At 69.4% G+C, this 22,386-nt stretch carries 17 protein-coding genes; 12 read left to right on the top strand and 5 right to left on the bottom strand.

All coding sequences use genetic code 11. From position 1 onward, the window contains the following. Nucleotides 1-21: 21 nt before the first annotated feature. Nucleotides 22-1,383 carry an AAA family ATPase gene (locus tag OG715_RS31325; RefSeq protein WP_266273944.1) on the bottom strand — a complete coding sequence of 454 codons (1,362 nt, stop codon included), beginning with the start codon at nt 1,381-1,383 and terminating at the stop codon, nt 22-24. Between the two features lie 99 nt (nt 1,384-1,482). Beyond that, entirely contained in the window at nt 1,483-2,316 is an 834-nt protein-coding gene (locus OG715_RS31320) for a restriction endonuclease (protein WP_266273945.1), read from the bottom strand. 520 nt (nt 2,317-2,836) lie between these two features. Here OG715_RS31320 and OG715_RS31315 point away from each other — a divergent pair. The 4 genes from OG715_RS31315 (at nt 2,837) to OG715_RS31300 (ending at nt 6,301) form a co-directional block, all read left to right on the top strand. Next, complete coding sequence (locus OG715_RS31315) at nt 2,837-3,037, top strand: hypothetical protein (protein WP_266273946.1); 201 nt, start codon at nt 2,837-2,839, stop codon at nt 3,035-3,037. Beyond that, nucleotides 3,037-3,780, top strand: coding sequence for a restriction endonuclease (locus tag OG715_RS31310; protein WP_266273947.1), 744 nt, complete (start codon nt 3,037-3,039; stop codon nt 3,778-3,780). Before OG715_RS31315 ends, OG715_RS31310 begins: the two co-directional genes overlap by 1 nt. Next, a complete protein-coding gene (locus OG715_RS31305; protein WP_266273948.1) occupies nt 3,770-4,465 on the top strand; it encodes a restriction endonuclease in 696 nt (231 codons plus the stop codon). Before OG715_RS31310 ends, OG715_RS31305 begins: the two co-directional genes overlap by 11 nt. Before the next feature lie 234 nt (nt 4,466-4,699). Next, a complete protein-coding gene (locus OG715_RS31300) occupies nt 4,700-6,301 on the top strand; it encodes a restriction endonuclease (RefSeq protein WP_266273949.1) in 1,602 nt (533 codons plus the stop codon). A gap of 614 nt (nt 6,302-6,915) precedes the next feature. Here the strand turns inward: OG715_RS31300 and OG715_RS31295 are convergent. After that, nucleotides 6,916-7,425 carry an AMIN-like domain-containing (lipo)protein gene (locus OG715_RS31295; protein WP_266273950.1) on the bottom strand — a complete coding sequence of 170 codons (510 nt, stop codon included), beginning with the start codon at nt 7,423-7,425 and terminating at the stop codon, nt 6,916-6,918. 708 nt (nt 7,426-8,133) lie between these two features. After that, complete coding sequence (locus OG715_RS31290; protein ID WP_323182224.1) at nt 8,134-8,364, bottom strand: hypothetical protein; 231 nt, start codon at nt 8,362-8,364, stop codon at nt 8,134-8,136. 510 nt (nt 8,365-8,874) lie between these two features. On the opposite strand from OG715_RS31290, the gene OG715_RS31285 reads away from it, so the two are divergent. Further along, nucleotides 8,875-9,354 carry a hypothetical protein gene (locus OG715_RS31285; RefSeq protein ID WP_266273951.1) on the top strand — a complete coding sequence of 160 codons (480 nt, stop codon included), beginning with the start codon at nt 8,875-8,877 and terminating at the stop codon, nt 9,352-9,354. A 201-nt stretch (nt 9,355-9,555) separates the two neighbouring features. On the opposite strand, the gene OG715_RS31280 is transcribed toward OG715_RS31285, so the two are convergent. Then, nucleotides 9,556-9,759 carry a hypothetical protein gene (locus OG715_RS31280; protein ID WP_266273952.1) on the bottom strand — a complete coding sequence of 68 codons (204 nt, stop codon included), beginning with the start codon at nt 9,757-9,759 and terminating at the stop codon, nt 9,556-9,558. Here OG715_RS31280 and OG715_RS31275 point away from each other — a divergent pair. From OG715_RS31275 to OG715_RS31245, 7 genes are all read left to right on the top strand, one after another. Next, nucleotides 9,746-10,492, top strand: a complete 747-nt coding sequence (locus tag OG715_RS31275; protein ID WP_266273953.1) for a hypothetical protein — start codon at nt 9,746-9,748, stop codon at nt 10,490-10,492. The two genes, OG715_RS31280 and OG715_RS31275, sit on opposite strands and share 14 nt — an antisense overlap. A gap of 172 nt (nt 10,493-10,664) precedes the next feature. Next, nucleotides 10,665-12,101, top strand: a complete 1,437-nt coding sequence (locus OG715_RS31270; RefSeq protein ID WP_266273954.1) for a peptidoglycan-binding protein — start codon at nt 10,665-10,667, stop codon at nt 12,099-12,101. A 2-nt stretch (nt 12,102-12,103) separates the two neighbouring features. Beyond that, a complete protein-coding gene (locus OG715_RS31265; RefSeq protein WP_266274641.1) occupies nt 12,104-12,862 on the top strand; it encodes an ABC transporter ATP-binding protein in 759 nt (252 codons plus the stop codon). Further along, a complete protein-coding gene (locus OG715_RS31260) occupies nt 12,862-14,172 on the top strand; it encodes an ABC transporter permease (RefSeq protein ID WP_266273955.1) in 1,311 nt (436 codons plus the stop codon). Before OG715_RS31265 ends, OG715_RS31260 begins: the two co-directional genes overlap by 1 nt. A 213-nt stretch (nt 14,173-14,385) precedes the next feature. Next, nucleotides 14,386-21,024 (top strand): RHS repeat-associated core domain-containing protein, encoded by a 6,639-nt coding sequence (locus tag OG715_RS31255; protein WP_266273956.1) that lies wholly within the window; start codon nt 14,386-14,388, stop codon nt 21,022-21,024. Continuing rightward, nucleotides 21,015-21,524, top strand: coding sequence for a hypothetical protein (locus tag OG715_RS31250; RefSeq protein ID WP_266273957.1), 510 nt, complete (start codon nt 21,015-21,017; stop codon nt 21,522-21,524). The genes OG715_RS31255 and OG715_RS31250 overlap by 10 nt, the downstream gene beginning before the upstream one ends. A 395-nt stretch (nt 21,525-21,919) precedes the next feature. Then, on the top strand, nt 21,920-22,294 hold the full coding sequence (locus OG715_RS31245) for a DUF2690 domain-containing protein (RefSeq protein ID WP_266273958.1): 375 nt from the start codon (nt 21,920-21,922) through the stop codon (nt 22,292-22,294). Nucleotides 22,295-22,386: the final 92 nt, after the last annotated feature.

The following is a 22,386-nucleotide window of genomic DNA, read 5'->3' as shown; positions in this document are numbered from 1 at the left end:
GGGGGAGCCGGTGGATCCGGATCACGCGACGTGCCCGGTCAGGGCGTGCAGGTGGGCGGCGACCTCGTCGACGCGGGCGGCCGGCGAGCTGGTCAGGGTTCGCTTCAGCTGGCGGTAGCGCTCCCGCTCCTCCTCGCTGGCCCCGTCGGCCACGATCTTCATCTCCAGTGCGACCAGGAGTGCCCGGGCCTCGTCCGCGCGCTGCGAGTACGGGGTGTCGAGGCCGAAAAGGTCGGACAGCACCGCGTCGTCGCCGCTGCCGAACACCACCCGGTCGTACAGGTCCGCCCCGACGACCTCGGGGGCCTCGTCGACGTCCGGTCCCGGCAGCCGGATCAGCCCGGCGGGGTCGGCGGCCTGGCAGATGTAGGGGCTGTGGGTGGTGACGAGGAACTGCACCAGCGGGAAGTGCTGCTTGAGCCAGCCCCCGATGCGCTTCTGCCAGGACACGTGCAGGTGGGCGTCGATCTCGTCGATGATCACGACACCGGGGACGGTCACGACAGGATGGCCGCTGTCGCGATCGACGCGAAGGGCGCCGTAGGTGTCGTGGAGCTGCTTGAGGATGTCGACCACGAGCGCGGCGACTGTTCGGTAGCCGTCGCTCATCTCCCGCAGGGGGAAGGAGCGGCCGCCGTGCGCGACCCACAGGCCGTCGGAGTCCACGTTCCCGATGGTGTAGTCGTCGGGCAGGAGCTCGTCACCGAGGATCTCCAGCGCGACGAGCTTCAGCTCCGCGGCGCCTGGGCGGTTCTCCAGGGACCGCAGGTGCTGCTCGATGAGCCAGCTGACGCCCTCGGCCAGCGAGGCGTCCTCGTGGAAGAGGCTGGTCAGCCGGGCCACGGCACCCGACCCGGCCATGCGCCGCTGGACCTCCCCCGAACCACCGACGAGCCGGCGGAACGGACCGTAGCCCGCGCAGAACCAGCCCACCGGGTTGTCCGCCCACGGCCCTCGCTGGGCAGCGGTCGGCGCTCTCTTGTAGCCCACAGGGGTCAGGGCCGGCTGTACATGCCGGGTGGACACGGTCTCGGCATCCGGCGCGGTCCACTTCAAGCCCGCCCAGAACACGCCGGCCGGGGGCCGTCCCGTGGTGGTGAACTTGTCCTCGGCCGGGTCCGGCTGAAGGCAGACCTCCGCGACCGCCTCCGACCGCTCGTCGCTGATCCACGAGTCGAAGCCGGTCACCAGCCCGCGCGCCGCGCTCGGGCCGCTGACCGCCAGCGCGACGGCGCGCAGCAGAGTCGACTTCCCGGAGCCGTTGCGGCCGGCCAGCACCGTCCATCCGGCGTACGAGCCGTCGGGCCTGGTCAGGTCGAGGTCCACCTCACGGGCGCCGCGGAAGCCGCGTACGTTCCGCACCCGCACGTTCTTGAGGTACATGCCCCGTCCTCCAGCCCGTTTCCTCCGTTGCACGTCCCGGTCCTGGGCCGCTGCGTCGACTCTATCCGTGCGGGCGTCTTCCTTGTCGGGTGTCGGGTGTCAGGTGTGCCGCCCCGGCCCGGGATCGATGTCGAGGACCTGGTAGAGGTGCTGGCCGGCGCCCCAGCGGGCGAGGCGTTCACGGTCGACGAGGTGGAGGCGCTGCCGGGTCGCGAAGGCGGCAGCGGGTTCGGTGAAGCCGTTGAGCGCCACGACGACCGGGACCGCGGCGCCGTGGACGGGTCTGGCGGTGCCGTTGAACGTCTGGACGGCCTCGGACCCGAGTGGGCTCGCGTATCGCTTGCACTGCAGCACCACCCGTCGCCCCAGCCCGTCCACGGCGACGACATCGGCACCGAGGTCCCCGGCGCCGCCGACCCGTACGGCGTCGATGAACCCGTCGCGTTCCAGCAGTTCGCGGCACATCTCCTCGAACCGGGTCGGTGTGGCGGCCTCGAACGCCTCCAGGGTGTGGTCGAGGGAGCGCCGCGTGTAGGAGGCGTCGGGTTCTTCCGGCGTCTCATGGCGCACCGGCCGCTGGGCCCACTGCTCGATGCGGCCGGTGACGGACGCCGCGGCTCTGGTACGGGCGAGCGTGAATCGCGTAGCGACACCGGCCTGGACCAGGGCCCACAGCGGCCGCAGGAATCGGCGCACGGGTGGGCCGAGGGCGGTGCGTCGAAGTGCCGCACGCAGGGCGAGCAGCACGGCGGCGAAAGCGCCAAATGCGGCGGTGGCGGCCAGCGGATGGCCCCACAGCCAGGCCGCGGTCTGCACGACGATGCCGAGCGTGAAGAAGCCCATCAGGAACGCGAGACCGCTGTCGCCGTCCGGCCCCGTGCTGTCCGGACTAGTGCTGTCCTGCCGCCGCAGGCGTTCGTCGCCGGAGGTCATACCTGTCACCGTTTCCTTCCCGTCCGACGAGAGGTTAGGGCCCAGCTGCGGTCCCGGTTCACGCTTCTGATGAATCTCCGCAATCGGGCGGCCTGTTCGCAGCTTCGACGGGCTGGTGGACGACGTGCGACCGCTGACGGGCCCACGGCGCGAACGCCCCACTCGTGCACCCCCGGCGTACGCTGCCGGTTTTCGCCAGATGCGTCGACGACGCCACCGCGCCGCCCCGGCCGGGCATTCGTGCAGCTGACAGACGGTTCGCAGGGTCCAGGCCGTAGCCGCGGATGCTTCGTTCCTCACAGGCACCACTGGGACGGGCGCTTCGGCAGCCTGGGCCGAGGCCGCCGGCCGGCCCCGCCGGGATGCCGGCATCGGCGCGAGGCCCGTGTCCGAATCCCTTCGCGCCCTGTGATCGATTGCCGACGTTCCGTCAGTTCGTGTCGGAGGGCGCTGCTACATCAGAGGGCGGAACGGGCCGCGAAGGGCGGCCCGCCGATGGGAGAGGAGTTGTCCGGTGCCGGTGCCCGATGGATACCACACGGTCCGCAGCCACATCCGCCGCAACCCGCGGCCGAGCGCGAAGAAGACGAGCGGCTGGTCGATCATCGGCGTCTGCGCGCTGGTGTGGTTGTGGAGCCATTTCATCGGCTTCGGCGACACCGGCACGGTCACGCCGAACAATCCGGCCCCGACGGCCGCCTCCGCCCCGGCGGCGCCGTGATGGTGCGTAGGCGACGCCGGTGGCTGCGTCGGCCCCGGGGATCCACCGAGCACCTCGCGGCCGGTGTCACCGCCCTCGCGGTGGCCACCCTGCTCGCCCGGGCCACGACCGCCGGCGCCCGGGCCTCCGCCGAGCACTGGCCCGTCCTCGCCGCTCTCGCCGCCTCGGCCCTCGTCGGCATGACAGTGCGCCGGGTGCGGCGCGGCACCGCCGATCGGGCCCGCGCGGCGCGACTGGCCGGTCTGCGGCTCAGCCTGAGCGGCATCGACGCGCTGGACGACCAGGAGTTCGAGTTCGCTTTGCGGGACCTGCTGGTCCGCGACGGCTGGACGGCGCGGAAGGTCGGCCGGCAGGGCGACCAGGCCGCCGACGTGATCGGCCGGCATCCGGCGCTGGGCCGGATCGTGCTGCAGGCGAAGCACACCACGGTCGGCGGAAAGGTCGGCTCCCCAGTGATGTACCAGGTCAAGGGCACCGCCAGCCCCGTCCACGGTGCCGACATCGCCGTCGTGGTGACCAACGGCTCCGTCACCCGCGACGCCAAGTCCTGGGGCGACAAGCACCAGGTGCGCCGGGTCGACCGCGAGAGGCTGCGCCTGTGGGCCGAGCACGGCTCCGCCCACCATGAACTGCCGCACATGTCGGCCCGAAGGCCCCGGCGGCGAGTCCGCCGCCCCACAGCCCGGCCGTTCCGGCCCCAGCATCCCGAGACGGCACAGGAGAGGCCGCACAGTGCGCCATGACGGCACCTTCGATCCGCTGCTGAAGGCCATCGCCTGGGCGGTACTCGCCATCGCCGTCGCCAAGGTGGTCTGGCAGTGGCTGAGCACCTCCTTCTGGCGCTGGCTCAGCGTCGACGTCTGGGGCTGGATCACCGATCACCCCTGGTGGTCGGCTCTCATCGCCGCCCCGCTCGTGGTGGTTCCCGCCCTGCTCGCCGCCCGCTTCCTCGTCCCGCGCAGGTACGTCCGTTACCTGGACGACGCCTTCGACGACGAGGCCCCGGCCGTCCTGAGGTACGGGATGGATTATCTGGACGCGCTGGAGGCCACGGAGTTCGAGCGGGCGTGCGCCGCCCTGCTCGTCCGCGACGGCTTCACCGGGGTCCAGCACTCGGGCCGCGCCGGCGACCTCGGCGCGGACGTCGTCGCCTGGGACCACCTCGGCCGCAAGGTGGTCGTGCAGTGCAAGCACTACGCCAAACCGGTCGGCTCCCGGGACGTCCAGACCTTCAACGGCACCGCCCGCCCCGAACACCACGCCGACGTACCCGTCATGATCGGACTCAACGGCTTCACCCGCGACGCCCGCGCCTTCGCCGCCCGCCACGACCTCATCCTCGTCGACCGGCAGATACTCCACGACTGGGCCCAGGGCGCCGACCTCTACAACGCCATCGACGATGAAGCGGACCGCACCGCCGCCTGAGCACCTGCCAGCGCCCTGACGGCGAAGAAACCCGTCCTCGCCCCCGTGTCCCTGAAGCCGCCCAAGCCGAGGCTGAGCACATCATCACGGGCACGGGACGACCCAGTACGGCGGATCAGCCGGCACCCGGACGACCGGTCGTTGGATCACCGTGTAGTCGACTTTGCCGTATGGCGCCGGGTCGGTTAGGGCAAGGTGGTAGCGGCACACGAGCTATGAGCATAAGGAGGGCCAGTGGCGGGAGGGGCGGCGCGTCCGAGGCGGCAGCCGGACTATGCGGCGCAGGCACGGCGGGCCGAAGCCGAGCAGCGCAGGCTCCAGCAGCAGGCGGAGCGTGAGCGCAAGGCCGCGGAGACCCGTGCCAAGCAGGCTGAGCGGGAGCAGCGTGCCGCCTACGCAGTGGCGCGGGCGCAGGAGGTGGTGGACCTGACGAGCGTGGCGGAGGACGATGCCGAGAAGCTGCGGACGCTTCTCGCCCGGTCGGTCCAGCAGGCGGCTCCGTTGTCGTTCAGCGCGCTTCGCCAACAGTTCACGCCTGCTGTGTTCGTGGCCGGCAGGTTGGACCGTGCGGCGCCGGCACCGCGGTGGGAGGACTTCGAACCGCCCGCTCGGCGTGGCCTGCTGGCCTCGCTGGGTTTCGCCAGCCCGCGTCACGAGGCAGCGGTCGAGGAGGCCCGGCGGCGTTTCGACGAAGCGCTGAGCGAGCACGCCCGAGGAGACGAGAAGCGGGTGGCCAAGCTCGCGGAGCGCCGGGCCGCGCACGACTCGAAGGTCCGAGAAGCCGCCGATCGGGTCCACGCGTTCAACGCCGCCCTGGCCGAGCGGGAAGCGGCGTACAGGGCCGGAGACGTCGAGGCCGTGGAATGGTTCGTCGACCAGGTACTGGCCGCGTCTGTCTACCCCCACGATTTCCCGAAGCGGCACCAGGTGTCCTACCAGGCCGACACCGGTGATCTCCTGGTCCAGTTGGACCTGCCGCTGGAGGACGTGGTGCCGCCGGCCCGCGCCTTCAAGTACGTGAAGACGCGGGACGAGATCGTTCCTGTGCCGCGGCCCGAGAAGGAGCGTAAGGAGCTGTATGCGTCGGTGCTCGCCCAGAGCGCGCTTCGCACTCTTCACGAGGTCTTCGCCTCCGACCCGAACCGGGTCATCCGGTCCATCGCCCTCAACTGCCACGTCGACACCATCGACCGCGCCACGGGACGCGGTGTCCATCCGTGCCTGATCACCCTGCAGGCGAGCAGGGAGGAGTTCGAGGCCCTCGTTCTGACCAAGGTGGAACCCCGGCTCTGTCTCCAGCGGCTTCGGGCTCTCGTCTCCCCGAACCCCTACGAGCTGGAACCGGTGCGCCCGCTAGTGACGTTCGACCTGTCGAAGTTCAGGCTGATGGACAGCATGGACGTGGTTTCCGGCCTTGACAGCCGACCGGTGCTGATCGACCTTTCGCCTCTCGAGTTCGAGCACCTGGTCCGTCAGCTCTTCGAAGCCATCGGCATGGAAGGGTGGAACACGCAGCCGTCCAAGGACGAGGGGGTCGACGCCGTCGTGATGAACACCGACCCGGTGATGAAGGGGCTGTGCGTCATCCAGGCGAAGCGCAGCCGCAACGTGGTGCCCTTCGAGACCGTCTCGGCCCTGGCGGGCGTCGTCGAGCACAAGCGGGCAGCGAAGGGCATCCTGGTCACCACCTCGTGGTTCGGCAGAGCCAGCCAGGCATTCGCCCAGGACCACGGCCGACTCGAGCTCCTCGACGGAGCCAACCTGATCCACCTCTTCAAGGAGCACCTGAATCTCGACGTCATCCCCGGCCCGGTTCCCCCCAAGCGTCGATCCTAGAAGCGCTGTTGGCTCCACTCCGGGCGGGCGCTCGGCGGGGCGGGAGTTCGCGGGTTGACTCGCACGCGGCCGGGACGAGGATTGGTCAGTTCGCCGGTTCATATGTCGGTGGCGAACGCGAGGAGGACCCGTGCCCCACCACGCCGACGCAGCTCCGGCAGCACTTGCAACCGCTCCACTGGTGACAATCCGCCAAACTGCCCAGCGGGTGCGACGTGGTCAGATAGATGGATGGCGTGCCGAAGCTCCGGCGGGTCAGGGCGATTGGCAAGGTTACCGCGACCAGCCGGAGCTTCGATGATCTGTTCTTGACGGACGGCCAGCTTCCGCGCACCGCTGTGGCCTGCGGACTCACATGATCGCCGGAAGTTGAGATGCCCCTGGGCCTAACTCGGCTCGATGGATTTCATGCCGCAGGCTATCTGCAACCTTCACCGGGATAGCGCGATACAGCGCCGGTGGACTCCCCGGGGCGCCGGTGCCGAGCAGCGCGGCCCGGCCGGCCGGGCCGCTCAGGGCCATGGGTTTGGCGGTCTACCGACCCGACGCGAACCGTGGTTGTGCCCGAACTTCGCGGGTGGGTCGGTCGGCGCGGGCGCAGTCCCCTCACCAGGTCAGTGGTAGATATCCACTACGATGCGGTTGGGGCTGGTGAGGGTGAAGAAATTGTAGCTTGTGTAGTTGTCGAGCGAGATCCCGAAGTCGGTGTAGCCCTCGAAATCGCTCAGGAGTTGGACTCCCTTGAGCGACGGGAGCGCGACGGGGAGGACAGTCGGGGTCGTATAGGACCGAGAGCCGTCGTCGTAGGTAGTGCGTGAGAAGAATGTGTGGAGCATCAGGTACGACTTGCCGGGTATCTGGACGACCTTTGTGTCACCGCTCCCGCCGACGGCATACTCGCCGGTGGGCGAGATACCAGCCTGCACTGTGGGCAGTGCTGAGCCGCCGACGTCGAAGACAAGACGGTCGAAATCGGTGTGGGCACCCGCTCGGGCATCCAAATAGCAACTTTGAGTGCACGTCATTGCTGCGTCGGCGGGCGAGGCGCCAATGAGCGTCGCAGCAGTCAAGGCAACGGCGGCGATTACTCCGGCAAAGCCATGGCGCGTCTTGAGAACAGGCATCAGCGATCCTTTCGAGGTGACTATCTGCGGAGTGTTTCGATTGGGTCGATCCGGGCGACTCGTTGCGCGAGGCAGCGGGATACGGGTATCTCGACGACCCGCGTGGGCATGACTGCTGCCAATTCGAAAGAATTTGTTGAAAGTCCAACGAGACAGGAGCTCTCGACACGGGACGGCAAGCACGTTGATCAGACGGCAAACTGTGGTCGCGGCTTGGCCGAGCACTCCAGCAGTGTAAGCGTCGGAGCTGCCGAGCGACGATTGTCAGCCTAGCGGATGATGAGAGCTGTGCGTCTACTAATTGCGAATCGCGCACATCCCATGTCGCCGACCTGCAGGAACGATCAGGGATTGACCGGCGTGAGATCATCTTCCGCTTGCTGGGGCGGCGAAATATCCGTTCCGGGTGCTTTGAGTGATTAAGGGGGACAGGGGCGGTTCATGCCTCTCGGGGTCCGCGTGAGCCCAGCCCACCATGAATTTGCGAGGGCCCACCGAACCGGATCAGGGACCGGCGGGAATCAAGAAGCTTGCGGCCGGCCGTTAGGATTTCAACGGTGTCTCCGCGCCCCAGTTTCTTGCGGATATCACCGATCGGCAAAATTCTCACCGCGAGGGCCAGCAACTCGAACGCAACTCGCCGGAAGAACGGCAAGCCCCTCCTCACCTCGGCCTGAATAGGCCTGGACCGGGATCCCGCCAAGCACGTCAACTGGAAAACAGGTATGCGGCCTCGGCCTCAAACGGGATATACCCCGCCTCGTCGATCATGATCAGCGGGTAACGGCCGAGCTTGACCAGTTCGCCCTGGAGCCGGCCAGCGTGATGGGCGGCGGACAGGGCCCGTTTCACCGTACTCGCCGGCAATGCGCCGTCAGCGCCGCGCTCCGCTCGTGCACCAGTGGACTTCGCCGACCGGTCGCCTGCCTCCCCGTGCAACTGCGAACAGTGGAACCGGAAGTGGAATCGCCTATTTCGGCTGCCCCAGACAAAAGAAGATGCACGAACCGATACTGGACAAATAGTGCGGCACCAAGCCTTGACCAGCGGTGAACAATATCGACATCACCGTCAAATTATTAAATTCTCGGCAGGCGGCCGTTCGAATCTGTCGAAAAATAAACCCATCACCCCCAGGGGCACTCCGGCCCAATTCGGGCATGTCGGTGAATTTCACTCCCACCCAGAGCCGAATGATCGACGGAATCAGCCATCGAGAATCAAATCGCTACCAGCCCATACAGTATATATCCGATTTCTGCCCGCCTTGGCGATGATTCAATGGGTCCGCACACGACCTGGTCAACGAGCATCGCGAGGAAGGAAACCCATCTCCTTGTCACAGCAGCGGGAGGAACAGCAGAGCCCACTCGGCATCTCTCAAAAGCGTGGCCACCGCGGCCGTAAGGTCGAGTTCAATCGATTCTCGAGAAGAAGAATTGGAATGCCATGAAGATCAAATCGAAGAGCATCTTGCGGGGAGCGGTACTCGCCTCCGTTCTTGCCAGTTCGCTGGCCTTCGCGAGCCAGGCGAGCGCTGCCGACTACTTCGTGTCGGACAACTGCCTCGTCAATACGAATCCCGACTGCACCACGGGAACGAACGTGCTGTACGTTTTCTACAACTCGGTCGATTCGAACGGCTATACCGACAGCGCTCGCGCGAAGTTCCTCGGCAACGTTCCTGACTACGCCGGGGCGGGGGTCAACATCCACTACATCTTCTCCGGCAACTCCGGGAACGGCGTGGCTGTGAAGAACCATGCGGCGTCCGTGCTCGGCTGCTCGTCCCAGGCGAACTACCGGGTTTACCTCTATTCCAACTACGGAGGCCACTCCCAGTACATCTCGGGCAACTACGGCTGCAGTAGGGGCGTCAACCTCGACTCGCAGCTCCACGACGACAACGCCTCACAAGCCTGGGCCTGAAAAGGCGGACCCCGAGCCTCCGATCGGACCACCGGAGTGCTTCGCCTGCGGTCCTCGGACTTTCCAGGTCGGAGACGGTTCGCCCGGCCCGGGGTCGGGCCGGGCGGCCGAACCGGCGATGTTGTCGGAACCGTCGCATCCTCCGCACCACGACCGACGTCAACCTTCGCGAGAAAGTGACCCTATGGCCGGTACACCGCTTCACCAGCGCTTCCGGGCTCTCCCCGGAACGGTCATCGCGGCGCTGATCGCCGGCAGTGTGGCCGTGAGCATCAGTGCCTGCTCCGGATCGCCCATGACAGGGCGGGCCACCGTGTCCAAGGACCGCACCAGCGCGACGGCACCGCCACCCTTTCCGTCGACCGGTCTTACCAAAGGGATGGTGCTCCCGATGTCGGCGTACATGGAGAACTACTCGCAGCGCCAGACCATCGACAGCGCAGTCAACCGCTTCACCCGTGACTGCATGGCGCGCTTCGGCTTCTCCTACAATCCGCCGCCGTCCGACGGAAACCCCGCGAGCATCTACGACGACACCAACATGGTGCGCCGGTACGGCATCACCGACCGCGAGTCGGCAAGCAAACTCGGCTACCACCTGGGGAGCGAGTCCTACACTCCGCCACCCGTACCAAGAATGAGCGCCGCGGAGGTCGCGGTCCTCAGCGGCCACGTGGAGATGAAACCGGGCGCGCCTGAGGCCCCGCCGACCCTCAACGGAATCCCCATCCCCCGGGAGGGCTGCCAACGGGAGGGCCTGGACAAGGTCGGAGCAATGTTGGACACCACCCTGTCGGGCCGACTCGACAGTGAAAGCTTCGACACCTCCAAAGCCGCCCCCCAGGTACAGGCGGCACTGGGCCAGTGGTCCTCCTGCATGGCGGGCAAGGGTTACACCGTCGACCTTCCCGAGAACGCCTTCAGGCTCGCGCCTGCCGGCGGCTCCGGGGCGGTGAGTTCGGCCGAGATCGCCGTCGCCGTCGCGGACGTCGACTGCAAGGAGACGGTGAACCTGGTCGGCATCTGGTTCGAGACCGAGAGCCGGGTCCAGCAGGGGCTCATCGAGAAGAACCAACTCGCCCTCACCGAGCTCCGCGACCGGATCAACGCGGCCGTGAAGGCCGCCGCCGCCCGGTGAACGGCCGGGCAGCTCCCCGGAGGACATCTCGTCCTCACCTCTCATTCCGTGCATTCGTGGTTGGCCGGCGACAGGAACAAGCGAAGTGAACGTCATGGAACAAGCCGGAGAGCCGTCCGAACCGCCGCCGGCGTCCGGGGCGGCGCGGCTGGTACGACGCAGGCGGGCCATCATGGCAACCGCGCTGGGCGCCGCGCTGGTGTCGGTCGGCGCGGTGGCCGGCTCGTCCTTCGTCCGGTCCCCCGCGCAGGCGGCGGCCGACTCCCGGCCGCCGCAGGCCAGCACCGTGACCGCTCCGGTCACGTCACAGGTCCTGCGCAGCACCGTGGTGCTGCGCGGCACGTTCTCGGAGGGGAAGAAGATCTCCGTGACGCCCACGTCGGTCGCTGCGACGGCCGGCAACCCCGGCGGAGCGAACGCGGTCGTCACCCGACTCCTGGCCAAGCCCGACGACGAGGTCAAGCCCGGGATCCCGCTGGTGGAGTACTCGGGACGTCCGGTGTTCGCCCTGGAGGGCCCCCTGCCGTTCTACCGCGATCTGACGCCCGGTGAGTCAGGAGCCGACGTGGAACAGTTGCAGACCGCCCTGGGCAAGCTGGGCCACGACGTCGGCTCCGACACCCCTGGGACGTTCGGGCCGGGGACCAAGCGGGCCCTCACAGCGCTGTACACGGCCATGGGCTACCAGGTCCCGATCACGGGCGCGACCACCGCAGCCGCGGTGAAGGCGGCCCGTCAGGAGGCGGACCAGGCCAGGGCCGCATTGAAAGAGGGGCAGAAGCCGGCGCCCTCGACCACGACGGCTTCCGCTCCGTCCCTGGGTGCCACCCCGGACGCGAGCGGCGGAGCCGGTCCCGCGAAGGCACCCGATCCCACGAGGAGCGCCGGGCCAGGAGGCGGTGCGGCTCGCGCCCCGGACCTCGCGGCGCTCCGCCAGCGGGTCACCCAGGCGGAGGAAGCGGTACGGCAGGCGGAGAGCATCGACGGACCGATGCTGCCCGCTTCGGAGTGTGTCTACCTGCCCTCCCGACCCACCCGGGTGGCCACCCTGCCCTTGGAGGTCGGCGACCCGGTCAAGGGGCCGGTGATCACCCTGGCGCGGGGCGACATGCAGCTGGTCGGAATGCTGGATCCGGCACGCGCAGCCCTCGTCCAGCCGGGGATGCCGGCGCAGGTGCTCTCCGAGACCCAGGGCCGGGAGGCGAAGGCCACCGTGGCATCGCTAGGGGAGCTGATGGCGCCCGGTGACGTGCCGCCGGCGGCCAAGGGTGGCGAGCCCACCGGCCCCCCACCGCAGGCGGTCAACGGGGGAGCCGCTTACTTGCCGCTGGCGATCAGTCCGGCCGAGCCCTGGGACAAGGCCTGGGCGGGCCGGGAGGTGCGAATCACCATCACCTCCGCGACGACCTCCGGGCCCGTCCTGACGGTGCCTGAGGCGGCGGTCTTCGCCGGAGCGGACACCCGCACCCACGTCACCACGGTGCGGCAGGACGGCACCCGGCAATTGGTGAACGTCACCACCGGGCCGTCCGCCGACGGCATGGTCCAGGTGACGGCCGTCGACGGCGGACACCTGGCGCCCGGTGACCAGGTGGTGATCGGCGAGTGAGGATCACCACTGTCCACTCCACAGACCCCACCCGCACCGCGCCACCGCCCACGGCGGATCCGGTGATCGAGCTCGTCCAGCTCGCCAGGTCGTTCCCGGGCCCTCCGCCGGTCGATGCCCTGCACCCGACCGACCTGACCGTGCGGCAGGGCGAGTACCTGGCCGTCACCGGTCCCTCCGGCTCCGGCAAGTCGACGCTGCTGAACCTCCTGGGCCTGCTGGACCGCCCCACCTCGGGCATCTACCGCTTCTGCGGAACGGATCTCCGGGACGTGGACGAGGCCGGGCGCACCGCGCTGCGCGGACGGCGGATCGGATTCGTCTTCCAGTCCTTCCACCTGGTCCCGCACCGCACCACCGTGGAGAACGTCGCCCTAGCCCAGCTCTACGTCACCAGCACCCGCCGCGAGCGTCGCGAGCGCCGGGGCGTCGCCGAGTCCGTCCTGCGACGGGTCGGGCTCGCCCACCGCCTCGACGCCCTGCCCACCACCCTCTCCGGCGGCGAGCGCCAACGCGTCGCCGTCGCCCGGGCCCTGGTCAACGCCCCGGACCTGCTGCTGTGCGACGAACCCACCGGCAACCTCGACTCCGGCACCGCCGGGACGGTGCTCGACCTCATCGACGAACTGCACGGCGACGGCGTCACGGTCATCGTCATCACCCACGACCCGGGGGTGGCCGCCCGGGCCTCCCGCCGGGTCGCCATCCTGGACGGTCGGATCAGCCACCGGCAGGACACCGCCCACGGGCGGGACACATGATGCCCCAGGTACCTCCGGGCCGGGCCCGACGGCTCCGCTCCACCGTCCGCGACCGCAGGACCCGCCGGGCCGGGTACACCCGCCTGGGCATCCACGACCTCGTCAGCGAGGCCGTCACCGGTCTGATCCAGCGACCGGCCAGATCCGTGCTCACCATGCTCGGAACCGTCCTCGGTGTCGGGGTGTTCGTTGCGGTGCTGGCCCTGACCACGACCGTTACCCACCAGATCGGCAAGTCCTTCGACCTCCTCCAGGCCACCACCGTCACCGTCACGGACACACCGACGAAGGCCCCGAAGACCGCCCTCGTACCGGGGGAGGAACCGCGCACGGGCTTCCCCTCGGACACCGACGCGCGGTTGGCGCGGCTCAACGGGGTCGTCGACGGCGGCCTCTGGTGGACCGTTCCCCTGCGCAGTCCCGCCATCGGGACCAAACCCGCCGGGTCCACCACGGCCCCGGACCGGCGGGGAGGCGGAATCGGGCTGTACGCCGCCACTCCGGGTGCGCTCGCCGCGATGCAGCCCACCGTCAGGAGCGGGGTGCTGTTCAACTCCTTCCACCAGGAGCGCGGGGAACAGGTCTGCCTCCTCGGTTCCGCCGCGGCCCGCCTGTTGGGCATCACCCGGGTCGACAGCCGGCCGGCGGTGTTCGTCGAGAACACCGCCTACACCGTGGTGGGCATCATCGCCGAGACCCAGCGCCTGCCCGAGTCCCTCCTCGGCGTGATCATCCCTGCCGGTACCGCACTGACCGCCTACGGCCCCCCGAACGACCGGCCCGCGCAGGCTGTCGTCCACGTCCGTCTCGGAGCCGCCCCACTGATCGCAGACCAGGCGCCGCGGGCCCTGCGTCCGGACCAGCCCCAGCTGCTGAAGGCCGCCGCCCCGCCCGACCCGCGCTACCTGCGGGACCAGGTCAGCACCGACCTGTCGGGTCTGTTCCTCCTGCTCGCCGCGATATGCCTCGCCGTAGGCGCCCTCGGAATCGCCAACACCACCCTCGTCGCCGTCCTCGAACGCACCGGAGAGATCGGACTGCGCCGGGCACTCGGCGCCCGCCCCAGTCACATCGGTGTCCAGTTCCTCACCGAGTCCACCGCCCTGGGCACCCTCGGCGGGCTGATCGGGACGAGCCTCGGTGTCCTGAGCGTCATCGCCATCGCCGTCGCCAAGCGGTGGACCGCCGTCATCGAACCGGCCACCGTCCTGCCCGCTCCGCTGATCGGCGGCCTCGTCGGCCTGGTGGCCGGCTGCTACCCCGCGCTTCGGGCGGCGCGCATCGAACCCCTCGAAACACTGCGCCGGTGACCGCGGACACACCGCTCGTGGTGGCGTCCGCACGGTCGCCCGGTGCAGCCCGGGCCGGCCCGCCGGAAGAGAGGGTCCGGTGGATCCTCCTCCGAGGGCCGGCCGTTTCCGTCCATCGAACGCAATGAGAGGTACCACGTGTCCCTGCGCAAACGGCCGCTCCTGGGATTACCCGGGACGGCTTTCCTCAGCATGGCCCTGATAGCGGGAGTGATGTCCGCGACCAGCCCCGCCTCGGCGGCCGCCCCGCCGCAACAGCCGTCGACCGCGGCGGGCGAGGGTACCCTCGGCCCCGCCGAGGACGTCCTGGTCAACGGCTGGGGCGACGGCTCGGGCTACCACATCGACGTCGCCACCGGCGCCGGCGGCTACCGATGGCGCGAGACGGCGCTGCTGCGCCCCGCAGGTATCGACGACGCGTCCTGGACGGGCTACCAGTGCGTGTCGGGCGACGGCAGGTTCGCCGCCGTCGCGGTGCTGCCCGCCGGCGCCGTCAATCGGGCCGAGGCCCGTGACCACGGAGCCCTCGCGTACTCGGTCGACCTGTCCAGCGGCGTGGTGAAGCCGGTGGCCTCCGGGGTCGCGCTCAAGTACCACTCGCCCGGCTGCGGTACCGGGCAGACCGCCACTTTCACGGTCAACCCCGGAAGCGATCAGCGGCTCACGCAGGTCCTGACGGTCGATCTGCCGACTGGCGAGATCAAGGAGTCCACCACCGTGGTGGGCCAGGTGACGTCTGTGGTCCCGACCCCCGGCGGCCCGATGGGCGCCCAGGGCGCCTCCCTGGTCCGCCTTCCCGCGTCCTCGGCCGAGACCCCCGTCGAGCCGGTGCGGATCGCGCAGGTCGACGGCCTCGCCCACGACCTGCGCCCTGCCACCAGCGGCGGGGTCGACTTCGTCGTACACAAGGACGGCCGGCCGACCTCCGCCCTGATGCACGAGCGGGACGGCAAACTCTCCACCCTCGGCGAGGGCCCCAGCGACGCGCTACGGCTGATGCAGGGCCGGGGCGGGAAGTCCGTCGCGCTGGGAGCCACCAAGCTGGCCGAGAAGTCCGGCATCCGCTCCGTCTCCACTGGCAAGCTGCCCCTGGGCGCCGCCGACGTGTCCCTGGACGGCGGCGCCCTGCTGGGCCTGGGGCCGGACACCGCCGCGTCGGCCCCGCTGCTCGTTGCGACAGCGGGTGACACGCTGTTGAAGCGGGACGCCGCCGACGCCGCTGCGGTGTCCGTGTCGAGCGCGGTTCCGGCCCTCGCGCCGGCTCCGGCCGGAGCCGTGTCGCCCTCCACCGCGTCTGCGGACAAGGACGCTCGCGGCACCGAGGAGTCCCCCGCCGTCGCCGATCCGGCAGCCGCACCGCCGGCCACGCTGGCTGCTGCGGCGCCCAAGTGCGCGGTGGACCGGCTGGCCGAGAATCGGCAGGTGATGCAACCGGGTACCGCGCAGGCGTCCTGGGCCATCCAGATGGCGGAGCAGGGCCTGCTGACCGGCGCCGCCTACACCCGCCCGGCCGGGTACGCCAACCTGGGTCTGGCCGCCTACGCACCGAACGGCGACTTCGCCCGGGTGCCGCTCAAGCACCCCGCGAGCGACACCTTCGACTCCGTACCGCGTTCGGTCTACCAGGCGATCGTCGCGCAGGAGAGCAACTTCAGCCAGGCCTCCTGGCATGCCCTGCCGGGTATCGCGGGCGGCGCGCTGGTCGGCGACTACTACGGCGCCGGCGGCTCCATCTCCAAGATGGACTACGCCAAGGCCGACTGCGGCTACGGCCTCGGCCAAGTCACCAACGGCATGTCCAAGGGCGACACCGTCTACTCGGTCAACGGCCAGACCAAGATCGCCGTCGACTACCAGGAGAACGTCTCCGCCGGCCTCCAGATCCTGGAACGGACCTGGAACCAGCTCTACGACGCCGGCATCACCGTCAACGGCGGCAACCCGCGCTACCTGGAGAACTGGTACCTGGCCGCCTGGGCCTACAACTCCGGTATCCAGCCCACCGCCGCGTTCGGCAACACCACCGGCTGCGTGCCGAGCCCCACCTGCACCAGCGCCGAGGGCAACTGGGGCCTCGGCTGGGCCAACAACCCCCGCAACCCGGACTACCCGCCGACCCGCGCGCCCTACCTCAAGAACTCCTACGCGGACGCCGCGCACCCCGGGAACTGGCCCTACCAGGAACGCATCATGGGCTGGATCGGCCAGCCGATCCTGCGCTTCAACCAGCCCGCCTACACCAAGCCCGACTACCACGGCGGCAAGACCTGGCTCCAGATCCCCCCGGTCACCGCCTTCTGCTCCACCGACAACAACTGCGACCCCACCGGGGCCGCGAACCCCAAGTTCTGCACCCTGGCCAGCTCCCAGTGCTGGTGGCACCAGGCCGTCACGTTCATTCCCGACTGCGCCACCACCTGCGCGACCAGCGCCTACACCGTCGGCGCCGGCTCGACGGAACCGGCCATGGTGATGCCGCACCCGCACCCGCCGACCTGCACGCTGGACTCCTCGAAGGTCGGCAACGCCGGCTACGGCGCTCCGATCGTCGTCGACGAGGGGCAGACCCAGCCACCGCTCAACCTGGTCGGCTGCGGCGCACCGTCCAACTGGTCGCAGGGCGGCACCTTCACCTACGGGTACGGCACCAACGCCGCCGGTGACAAGATCGGCGCGATCGACACCCACCAACTGGGCGTCGGCTTCGGCGGCCACGTCCTGTTCACCCACACCGAGGACGGCTCCAACCCGGACCTGATCAACACCGGGACCTGGACCCCGAACCTGCCCAAGCTCCAGTACTACAAGATCAAGATCCATCTCCCTTCGACGGCCGCCACCGCCACCAACGTCGTCTACACCGTCAACCCCGGCGGCGGCGCTGCTCCCTGGAAGATCCGGGTGAACCAGAACTGGGGATCCGAGGAATGGGTCACCATCGGCACCTTCGCGATGCAGAACGGCGGCAACCTCCAGCTCACCAACAAGAGCGAGGTCACCGGCGCCGGGAACATCAACTACGCCGACTACGACGTCGCCTACGACGCGGTCGCGTTCGTCCCCATGGGCGGTACTCCCGGCCAGCCGATCGGCGGCCCGCCCAGTGTCCAGGACGCGCCCAAGGGCAGCAACCCCTCGTGGGTGCAGTGCGGCTGCGCGCGCCGCACCGCAGGCGACCCGGTCGACACCAGCACCGGCTACTTCGGTGAGACCTTCACCGACCTCACCACCCCGGGCCGCGGCAAACCGCTCGACTTCACCCGCACCTACGCCTCCGCCGTCGCCGACCTGGCCGGACCGGCCGGCGCCCTCGCCTCGGACGGGCCGTTCGGCTGGGGCTGGACCCACTCCTACAACCTGAGCACCGTCACCGATCCGGCCACCGGCAACGTCACGGTCCGCCAGGAGGACGGCTCCCAGGTCGCCTTCCTCAACAACGCCGGCACCTACGCGCCGTCGGCCCCGCGGTTCAACGCGACACTGACGAAGAGCGGCACGAGCTACACCTTCACCCGCAAGTCGAAGGAGGTCTTCACCTTCGACACCGCCACCGGACGGCTGCTCCGCGAAACCGACCTCGCCGGCAGCAAGGCCTCACCGCCCTACGCCACCACCCTCGGCTACGACGGCGCCGGCCACCTCACCACGATCACCGACCCCGGCGGGCGCAGCTACACCCTCACCTGGACCGGCAACCACATCACCGGCCTCTCCGACGGCTCCGGACGCCAGGTGACCTACCGCTACGACGGCGCCGGCAACCTCACCGACGTCCTCGGAGTCGGCACCACCCGCACCCCGGTGGTCAAGGACGACGACCACTTCCAGTACGGCTACACCGCCAACCACCTGCTCAACTCGATGCGTTGGCCGAGCCAGTACGGCTCCACGGCCACACCGGCCCCGGTCGTTTCGATGACCTACGACGCCGCCCAACGGGTCCTGGTCCAGACCGACCAGCTCGGCGGAGCCACCACCTTCACCTACGGCCCCGACACCGGAGCCAACCTGACTTCCGGCCAGACCCTGGTCACCGACCCGGGCGGCCACAAGACGCTGTACACCTACCAGAACGGCCTTCTCCAGTCCGAGACCAAGGGCTACGGCACCGCGGCCGCCGGGACCTGGAGCTACACGTACGACCCGGTCAGCCTCGGCGTCACCGCGGCCACCGACCCGGCGGGCAACCTCCGCACCTACACCTACGACGACCACGGCAACCAGACCTCGGCCAGTGACGCCCGCGGCTTCACCCGCGTCAGCTCCTACGACTCCGCGGACAACCTGACCTCAGTCATCGACCCGAACGGGCTACGGACCGGCTACGGGTACGACGAGGCCGGCCGTATCGCCGTACCGGGCGGCGGGACCAGCCCCGCCGGGGCTGGCTACCACCTACTCACCAGCATGCTCCGAGAACCCGTCAACGGCTCTGCCCCGGCCCAGACGGTGAACTTCTACTACGACGACGCGGCCCACCCCGGCGACGCGACCCGGGCCGTCGACGCCCGCGGCAACACCACCACCAACGGCTACGACGCCGCCGGCAACGTGGTCAGCTCCACCGACGCCACGGGGAACGTCACTCGCTACGGCTACAACCTCCAGCGCGGCCTGCTGACCACCACCGTGCTGCCGAGCGGAGCCGCAGCCGGGACCGCTCCCGGCTGCGCCCCGCCTGCCAAGGGCTGCTACCGCTACACCTACAACGCCTGGGGCAACCGCATCGGCGCCACCGACCCGCTCGGCCACACGACGGCCGAGGTCTTCGACGCCAACGGCCGGCGGACCACCGCCACCGACGCCAACGGCCGGACCACGACCTTCGGCTACGACGCGCTCAACCGGCAGACCGCCGTCCACCGGCCCGACGGCACCGTACTCACCACCACCTTCAACCCCGACTCCACGGTGGCCACCACCGTCGACGGCGCCGGTGCCACCACGAGCTACGGCTACGACGCCGCCGGACGCCAGAGCAGCCGGACCGATCCTGCCGGCCGCACCACCACTACCGCCTACGACACGGCGGGCCGACAGAAGACCTTGACCGACCCGGCGGGCCGTACCACCACCTACGCCTATGACGCCGCCGGTCACCGCACCTCGATCGGCTACTCGGCTCCGGGCGGCCCGACGATCACCGCGATCGGGTACGACGCGGCCGGCCGGCAGACCTCGATCACCGACTCCACCGGGACCGGCCTCCGAAGCTACGACGCGTTCGGCCGACTCGCCTCCCAGACCGACGGCACCGGTTCCACCGTCTCCTACGGCTACGACGGCAACAACAACCTGACCACCATCACCTACCCGGGAGCCACCGCCCCCGTCGTCACCCGCACGTTCGACAAGGACAACCGGCTGACCGGGCTCAAGGACTGGAACAACCGCAGCACCACCTTCGGCTTCGACCCGGACGGCCGCTGGGCCACCACCACCTTCCCCAACGGCACCACGGCCACCACCACACGCGACGACGCCGGGATGCCGGCCTCCGACACCCTCCGGCAGGGCGCCTCCACGCTGGCCTCGCTCACCTACGGCCGGGACAACGAGAGCCAGCTCACCTCCGAGAGCCCCAGCGGCCTCCCGGGCACCAGCCAGACCTATCAGTACACCCCGCTCCAGCAGTTGCAGTCGGCCACCGCCGGTGGCGTGACCAGCTCCTTCGAGTACGACGCCGCAGACAACCCGACGCGAGTCGGCGGCCGCACGCAGGGCTTCGACCAGGCCAACCAGCTCTGCTGGAGCACGAGCGGGGCCGCACCGCCCACCGGCACCTGCGCGGCACCGCCGAGCGGCGCGACCACCTACCAATACGACGCCCAGGGCAACCGCACCAAGGCCACCACCGGCCCCGGCACCACCGTGGACTACGGCTACGACCAGGAGGGCCGGCTCACCTCGTTCGGCACCGGTTCCACCACCGCGTCCTACCGGTACGACGGCAACGGCCTGCGTGCCTCCAAGACCGTCGGTGCCACCACCACGGCGTTCATCTGGGACTCCGCCGACAACCCGAACCTGCTGTCGGACGGCGCCACCAGCTACCTCTACGGTCCGGGCGACACGCCGGTGGAGCAGATCTCCGCGACGGGCAGCCAGTGGTACTTCCATGACCAGCTGGGCTCCACCCGCGCGCTGACCGACACCGCCGGAGCCGTCGTCGGCAGCTTCGCCTACACCCCGTACGGGGCACCGGCCGGCCAGACCGGCACCGTCTCCACGCCGCTGCGGTACGCGGGCCAGTACACGGACACCGAATCCGGTCTGATCTACCTGCGGGCCCGGTACTACGACCCAGCGACCGCGCAGTTCCTCACCGTCGACCCGGCAGTGCGCAGCACCCGCAGCACCTACGGCTACACCGAGGACAACCCGCTCAACGGAACGGACCCGTCCGGAAGGTTCGTCTTCGCCCTCCCGGCCATCCCGTTCATCGCCGTCGTCGCCGTCGTCGTCGTCGCGGTGGTGGTCGCGGCCGCGGTAACCGCCTCGGTGACCACCACCCTGCGGAACGTCAACGAATGGGAGGACGACCGTTCCCGCTCCAGTTCCGACTCGGCTGCCGTCGGCTCGAACTCCACGAACGTGCCACTGGACGACTCGATCCTGGACACCTGGGACAGGGGGGAGGGCGACGCCGACAGCCAGGACGGCTACAAGACCACCAAGAGCCGCGAGAAGCAGCAGCAGGAGATCCAGAGCGCACGCGCGGAACTGGAGCACGCTCTCGGGCGTAAGCTCACCGGGAAGGAGCGACGGAAGGTGCACGACGAGGTGTCGGGTGAGGGTTTCGACTACTCGGAGATGATGGTTCGACTGAAGAAGGCTTTCGGATGCCCGTGAACGAGGACTCCGGCGAGGGCGGGAGCAGGGATGACGCCCTGTTCCAGCGGCTGGTCGGCGAAGTGTGCGTCAATGTCTACCGGTTCGGCGGTATGGGCGTGGTCGACTTCGGGGAGACGGTCTCCTGGCCGCTCGGCGAATCCGGGGAGGTGTCGACGGGCAGCCGGTTCGCCGTGCACGCCCAGTGCCCGTTCCGGATCGTCCAGCACGGGAAGATCTTCCTCGGCTCCGACGACCTGGTGCCCGCCCGTCGCGGGGACCCGTCGGAGGGCGAGGACCAGCGGCTGCAGTACGACACCGGCGCCGACGTCCTACGGGAGTTCCTCAACCGCAAGGCACCCCGGGTGCTGACGGTCGAGCGGGCACCCGAGGGCGACATCCGGATCGCGCTGGAGCACGGGATCAGGATCGACGTCCTGCCCACCAGTTCGAAGCCGGAGGAATCCTGGCGCTTCATGGTCCGCCTCGGCGAGCACGTGACCTTCCCACCGACCGACTGACCACCGCCTCCCGACCAGCCGCGCCGTCCCCCGGATCCGTCCGGGGGACGGCGCGTTCCGTTGGGCGACATGGCGGGTCATGGCCGCACATGCCTCGACTTCCGGTGATCATCCCGTCTCTTTTCCGACCGACCGGACAATTCTTCCGAACAGGTCCATTCGTCAGCAAACGAAGTGGAAAAGGCAATGTGATCATGGCTAAAAGAATTCCTTGCGGAGTCGATCGCCATTTAGTGAAGATGTGTAGTCGATCCTCCTGGGGCGTCGGTGTTCGACAACGATGGATCGGTGCTGTCGCAGGTATCCGTGCCGCTTGTCCGAACGTGGTTTCGCGCGGCGCCGGTCCCAGGCCGCCGCCGGGCGGCAAACCGTGGACCAGATCCGAAGGACGAAGGATGAGGACCTTACGTGCCATGGCGCGAGTCGCCGTGGGTGCGACGCTGCTCGCGGCGGCGCTGCTGCCCGCGGCGCCCGCCCATGCGGCGGCGTCGTGCAAGTACAGCACCTGCGAGGGCGGTGACCCGGACGCCTCCGGCTGCCGCGAGGACGAGGAAGTACTCCAGACAGTGAACGGTCAGAATGCCGCCGTCAAGCTGATGCGCTCGCGCGCCTGCGGAGCGACCTGGGCGGAGGTACAGGTGCTCCAGGGCAGCAACTACGCGTCCGCCTATCTCTGGTCCATTTCCGGGGACGGCGGCATCGAGAACGCCAAGGGGACCATCGTCGGGTACGAGTTCCGCGCGAGCTACCCGTACACGGCGGTCGGGTAGCCGGAGGGATTCTCACCCTCCGGCTCCCACAGATCCGTACGTGACGTTGGGTAGGCCGCCAGCGAGGTGCCTGTGACCAGGCCCTTTTCCGA

The organism is Kitasatospora purpeofusca, from assembly GCF_036010405.1.
GTDB lineage: Bacteria > Actinomycetota > Actinomycetes > Streptomycetales > Streptomycetaceae > Kitasatospora > Kitasatospora purpeofusca.
The sequence above is the reverse complement of the archived record's forward strand: the minus strand, read 5'-3'. Positions and strand labels throughout refer to the sequence as shown.

Excerpts from the sequence above, each read along its gene's own strand:
- OG715_RS31255 (WP_266273956.1), top strand. The coding sequence starts at position 14,386 with ATGTCCGCGACCAGCCCCGCCTCGGCGGCCGCCCCGCCGCAACAGCCG.
- OG715_RS31280 (WP_266273952.1), bottom strand. The coding sequence starts at position 9,759 with ATGTACGCCGACATCGGGAGCACCATCCCTTTGGTAAGACCGGTCGAC.
- OG715_RS31320 (WP_266273945.1), bottom strand. The coding sequence starts at position 2,316 with ATGACCTCCGGCGACGAACGCCTGCGGCGGCAGGACAGCACTAGTCCG.
- OG715_RS31325 (WP_266273944.1), bottom strand. The coding sequence starts at position 1,383 with ATGTACCTCAAGAACGTGCGGGTGCGGAACGTACGCGGCTTCCGCGGC.
- OG715_RS31310 (WP_266273947.1), top strand. The coding sequence starts at position 3,037 with ATGGTGCGTAGGCGACGCCGGTGGCTGCGTCGGCCCCGGGGATCCACC.
- OG715_RS31250 (WP_266273957.1), top strand. The coding sequence starts at position 21,015 with ATGCCCGTGAACGAGGACTCCGGCGAGGGCGGGAGCAGGGATGACGCC.
- OG715_RS31285 (WP_266273951.1), top strand. The coding sequence starts at position 8,875 with ATGAAGATCAAATCGAAGAGCATCTTGCGGGGAGCGGTACTCGCCTCC.
- OG715_RS31260 (WP_266273955.1), top strand. The coding sequence starts at position 12,862 with ATGCCCCAGGTACCTCCGGGCCGGGCCCGACGGCTCCGCTCCACCGTC.
- OG715_RS31270 (WP_266273954.1), top strand. The coding sequence starts at position 10,665 with ATGGCAACCGCGCTGGGCGCCGCGCTGGTGTCGGTCGGCGCGGTGGCC.
- OG715_RS31245 (WP_266273958.1), top strand. The coding sequence starts at position 21,920 with ATGAGGACCTTACGTGCCATGGCGCGAGTCGCCGTGGGTGCGACGCTG.
- OG715_RS31275 (WP_266273953.1), top strand. The coding sequence starts at position 9,746 with ATGTCGGCGTACATGGAGAACTACTCGCAGCGCCAGACCATCGACAGC.
- OG715_RS31295 (WP_266273950.1), bottom strand. The coding sequence starts at position 7,425 with ATGCCTGTTCTCAAGACGCGCCATGGCTTTGCCGGAGTAATCGCCGCC.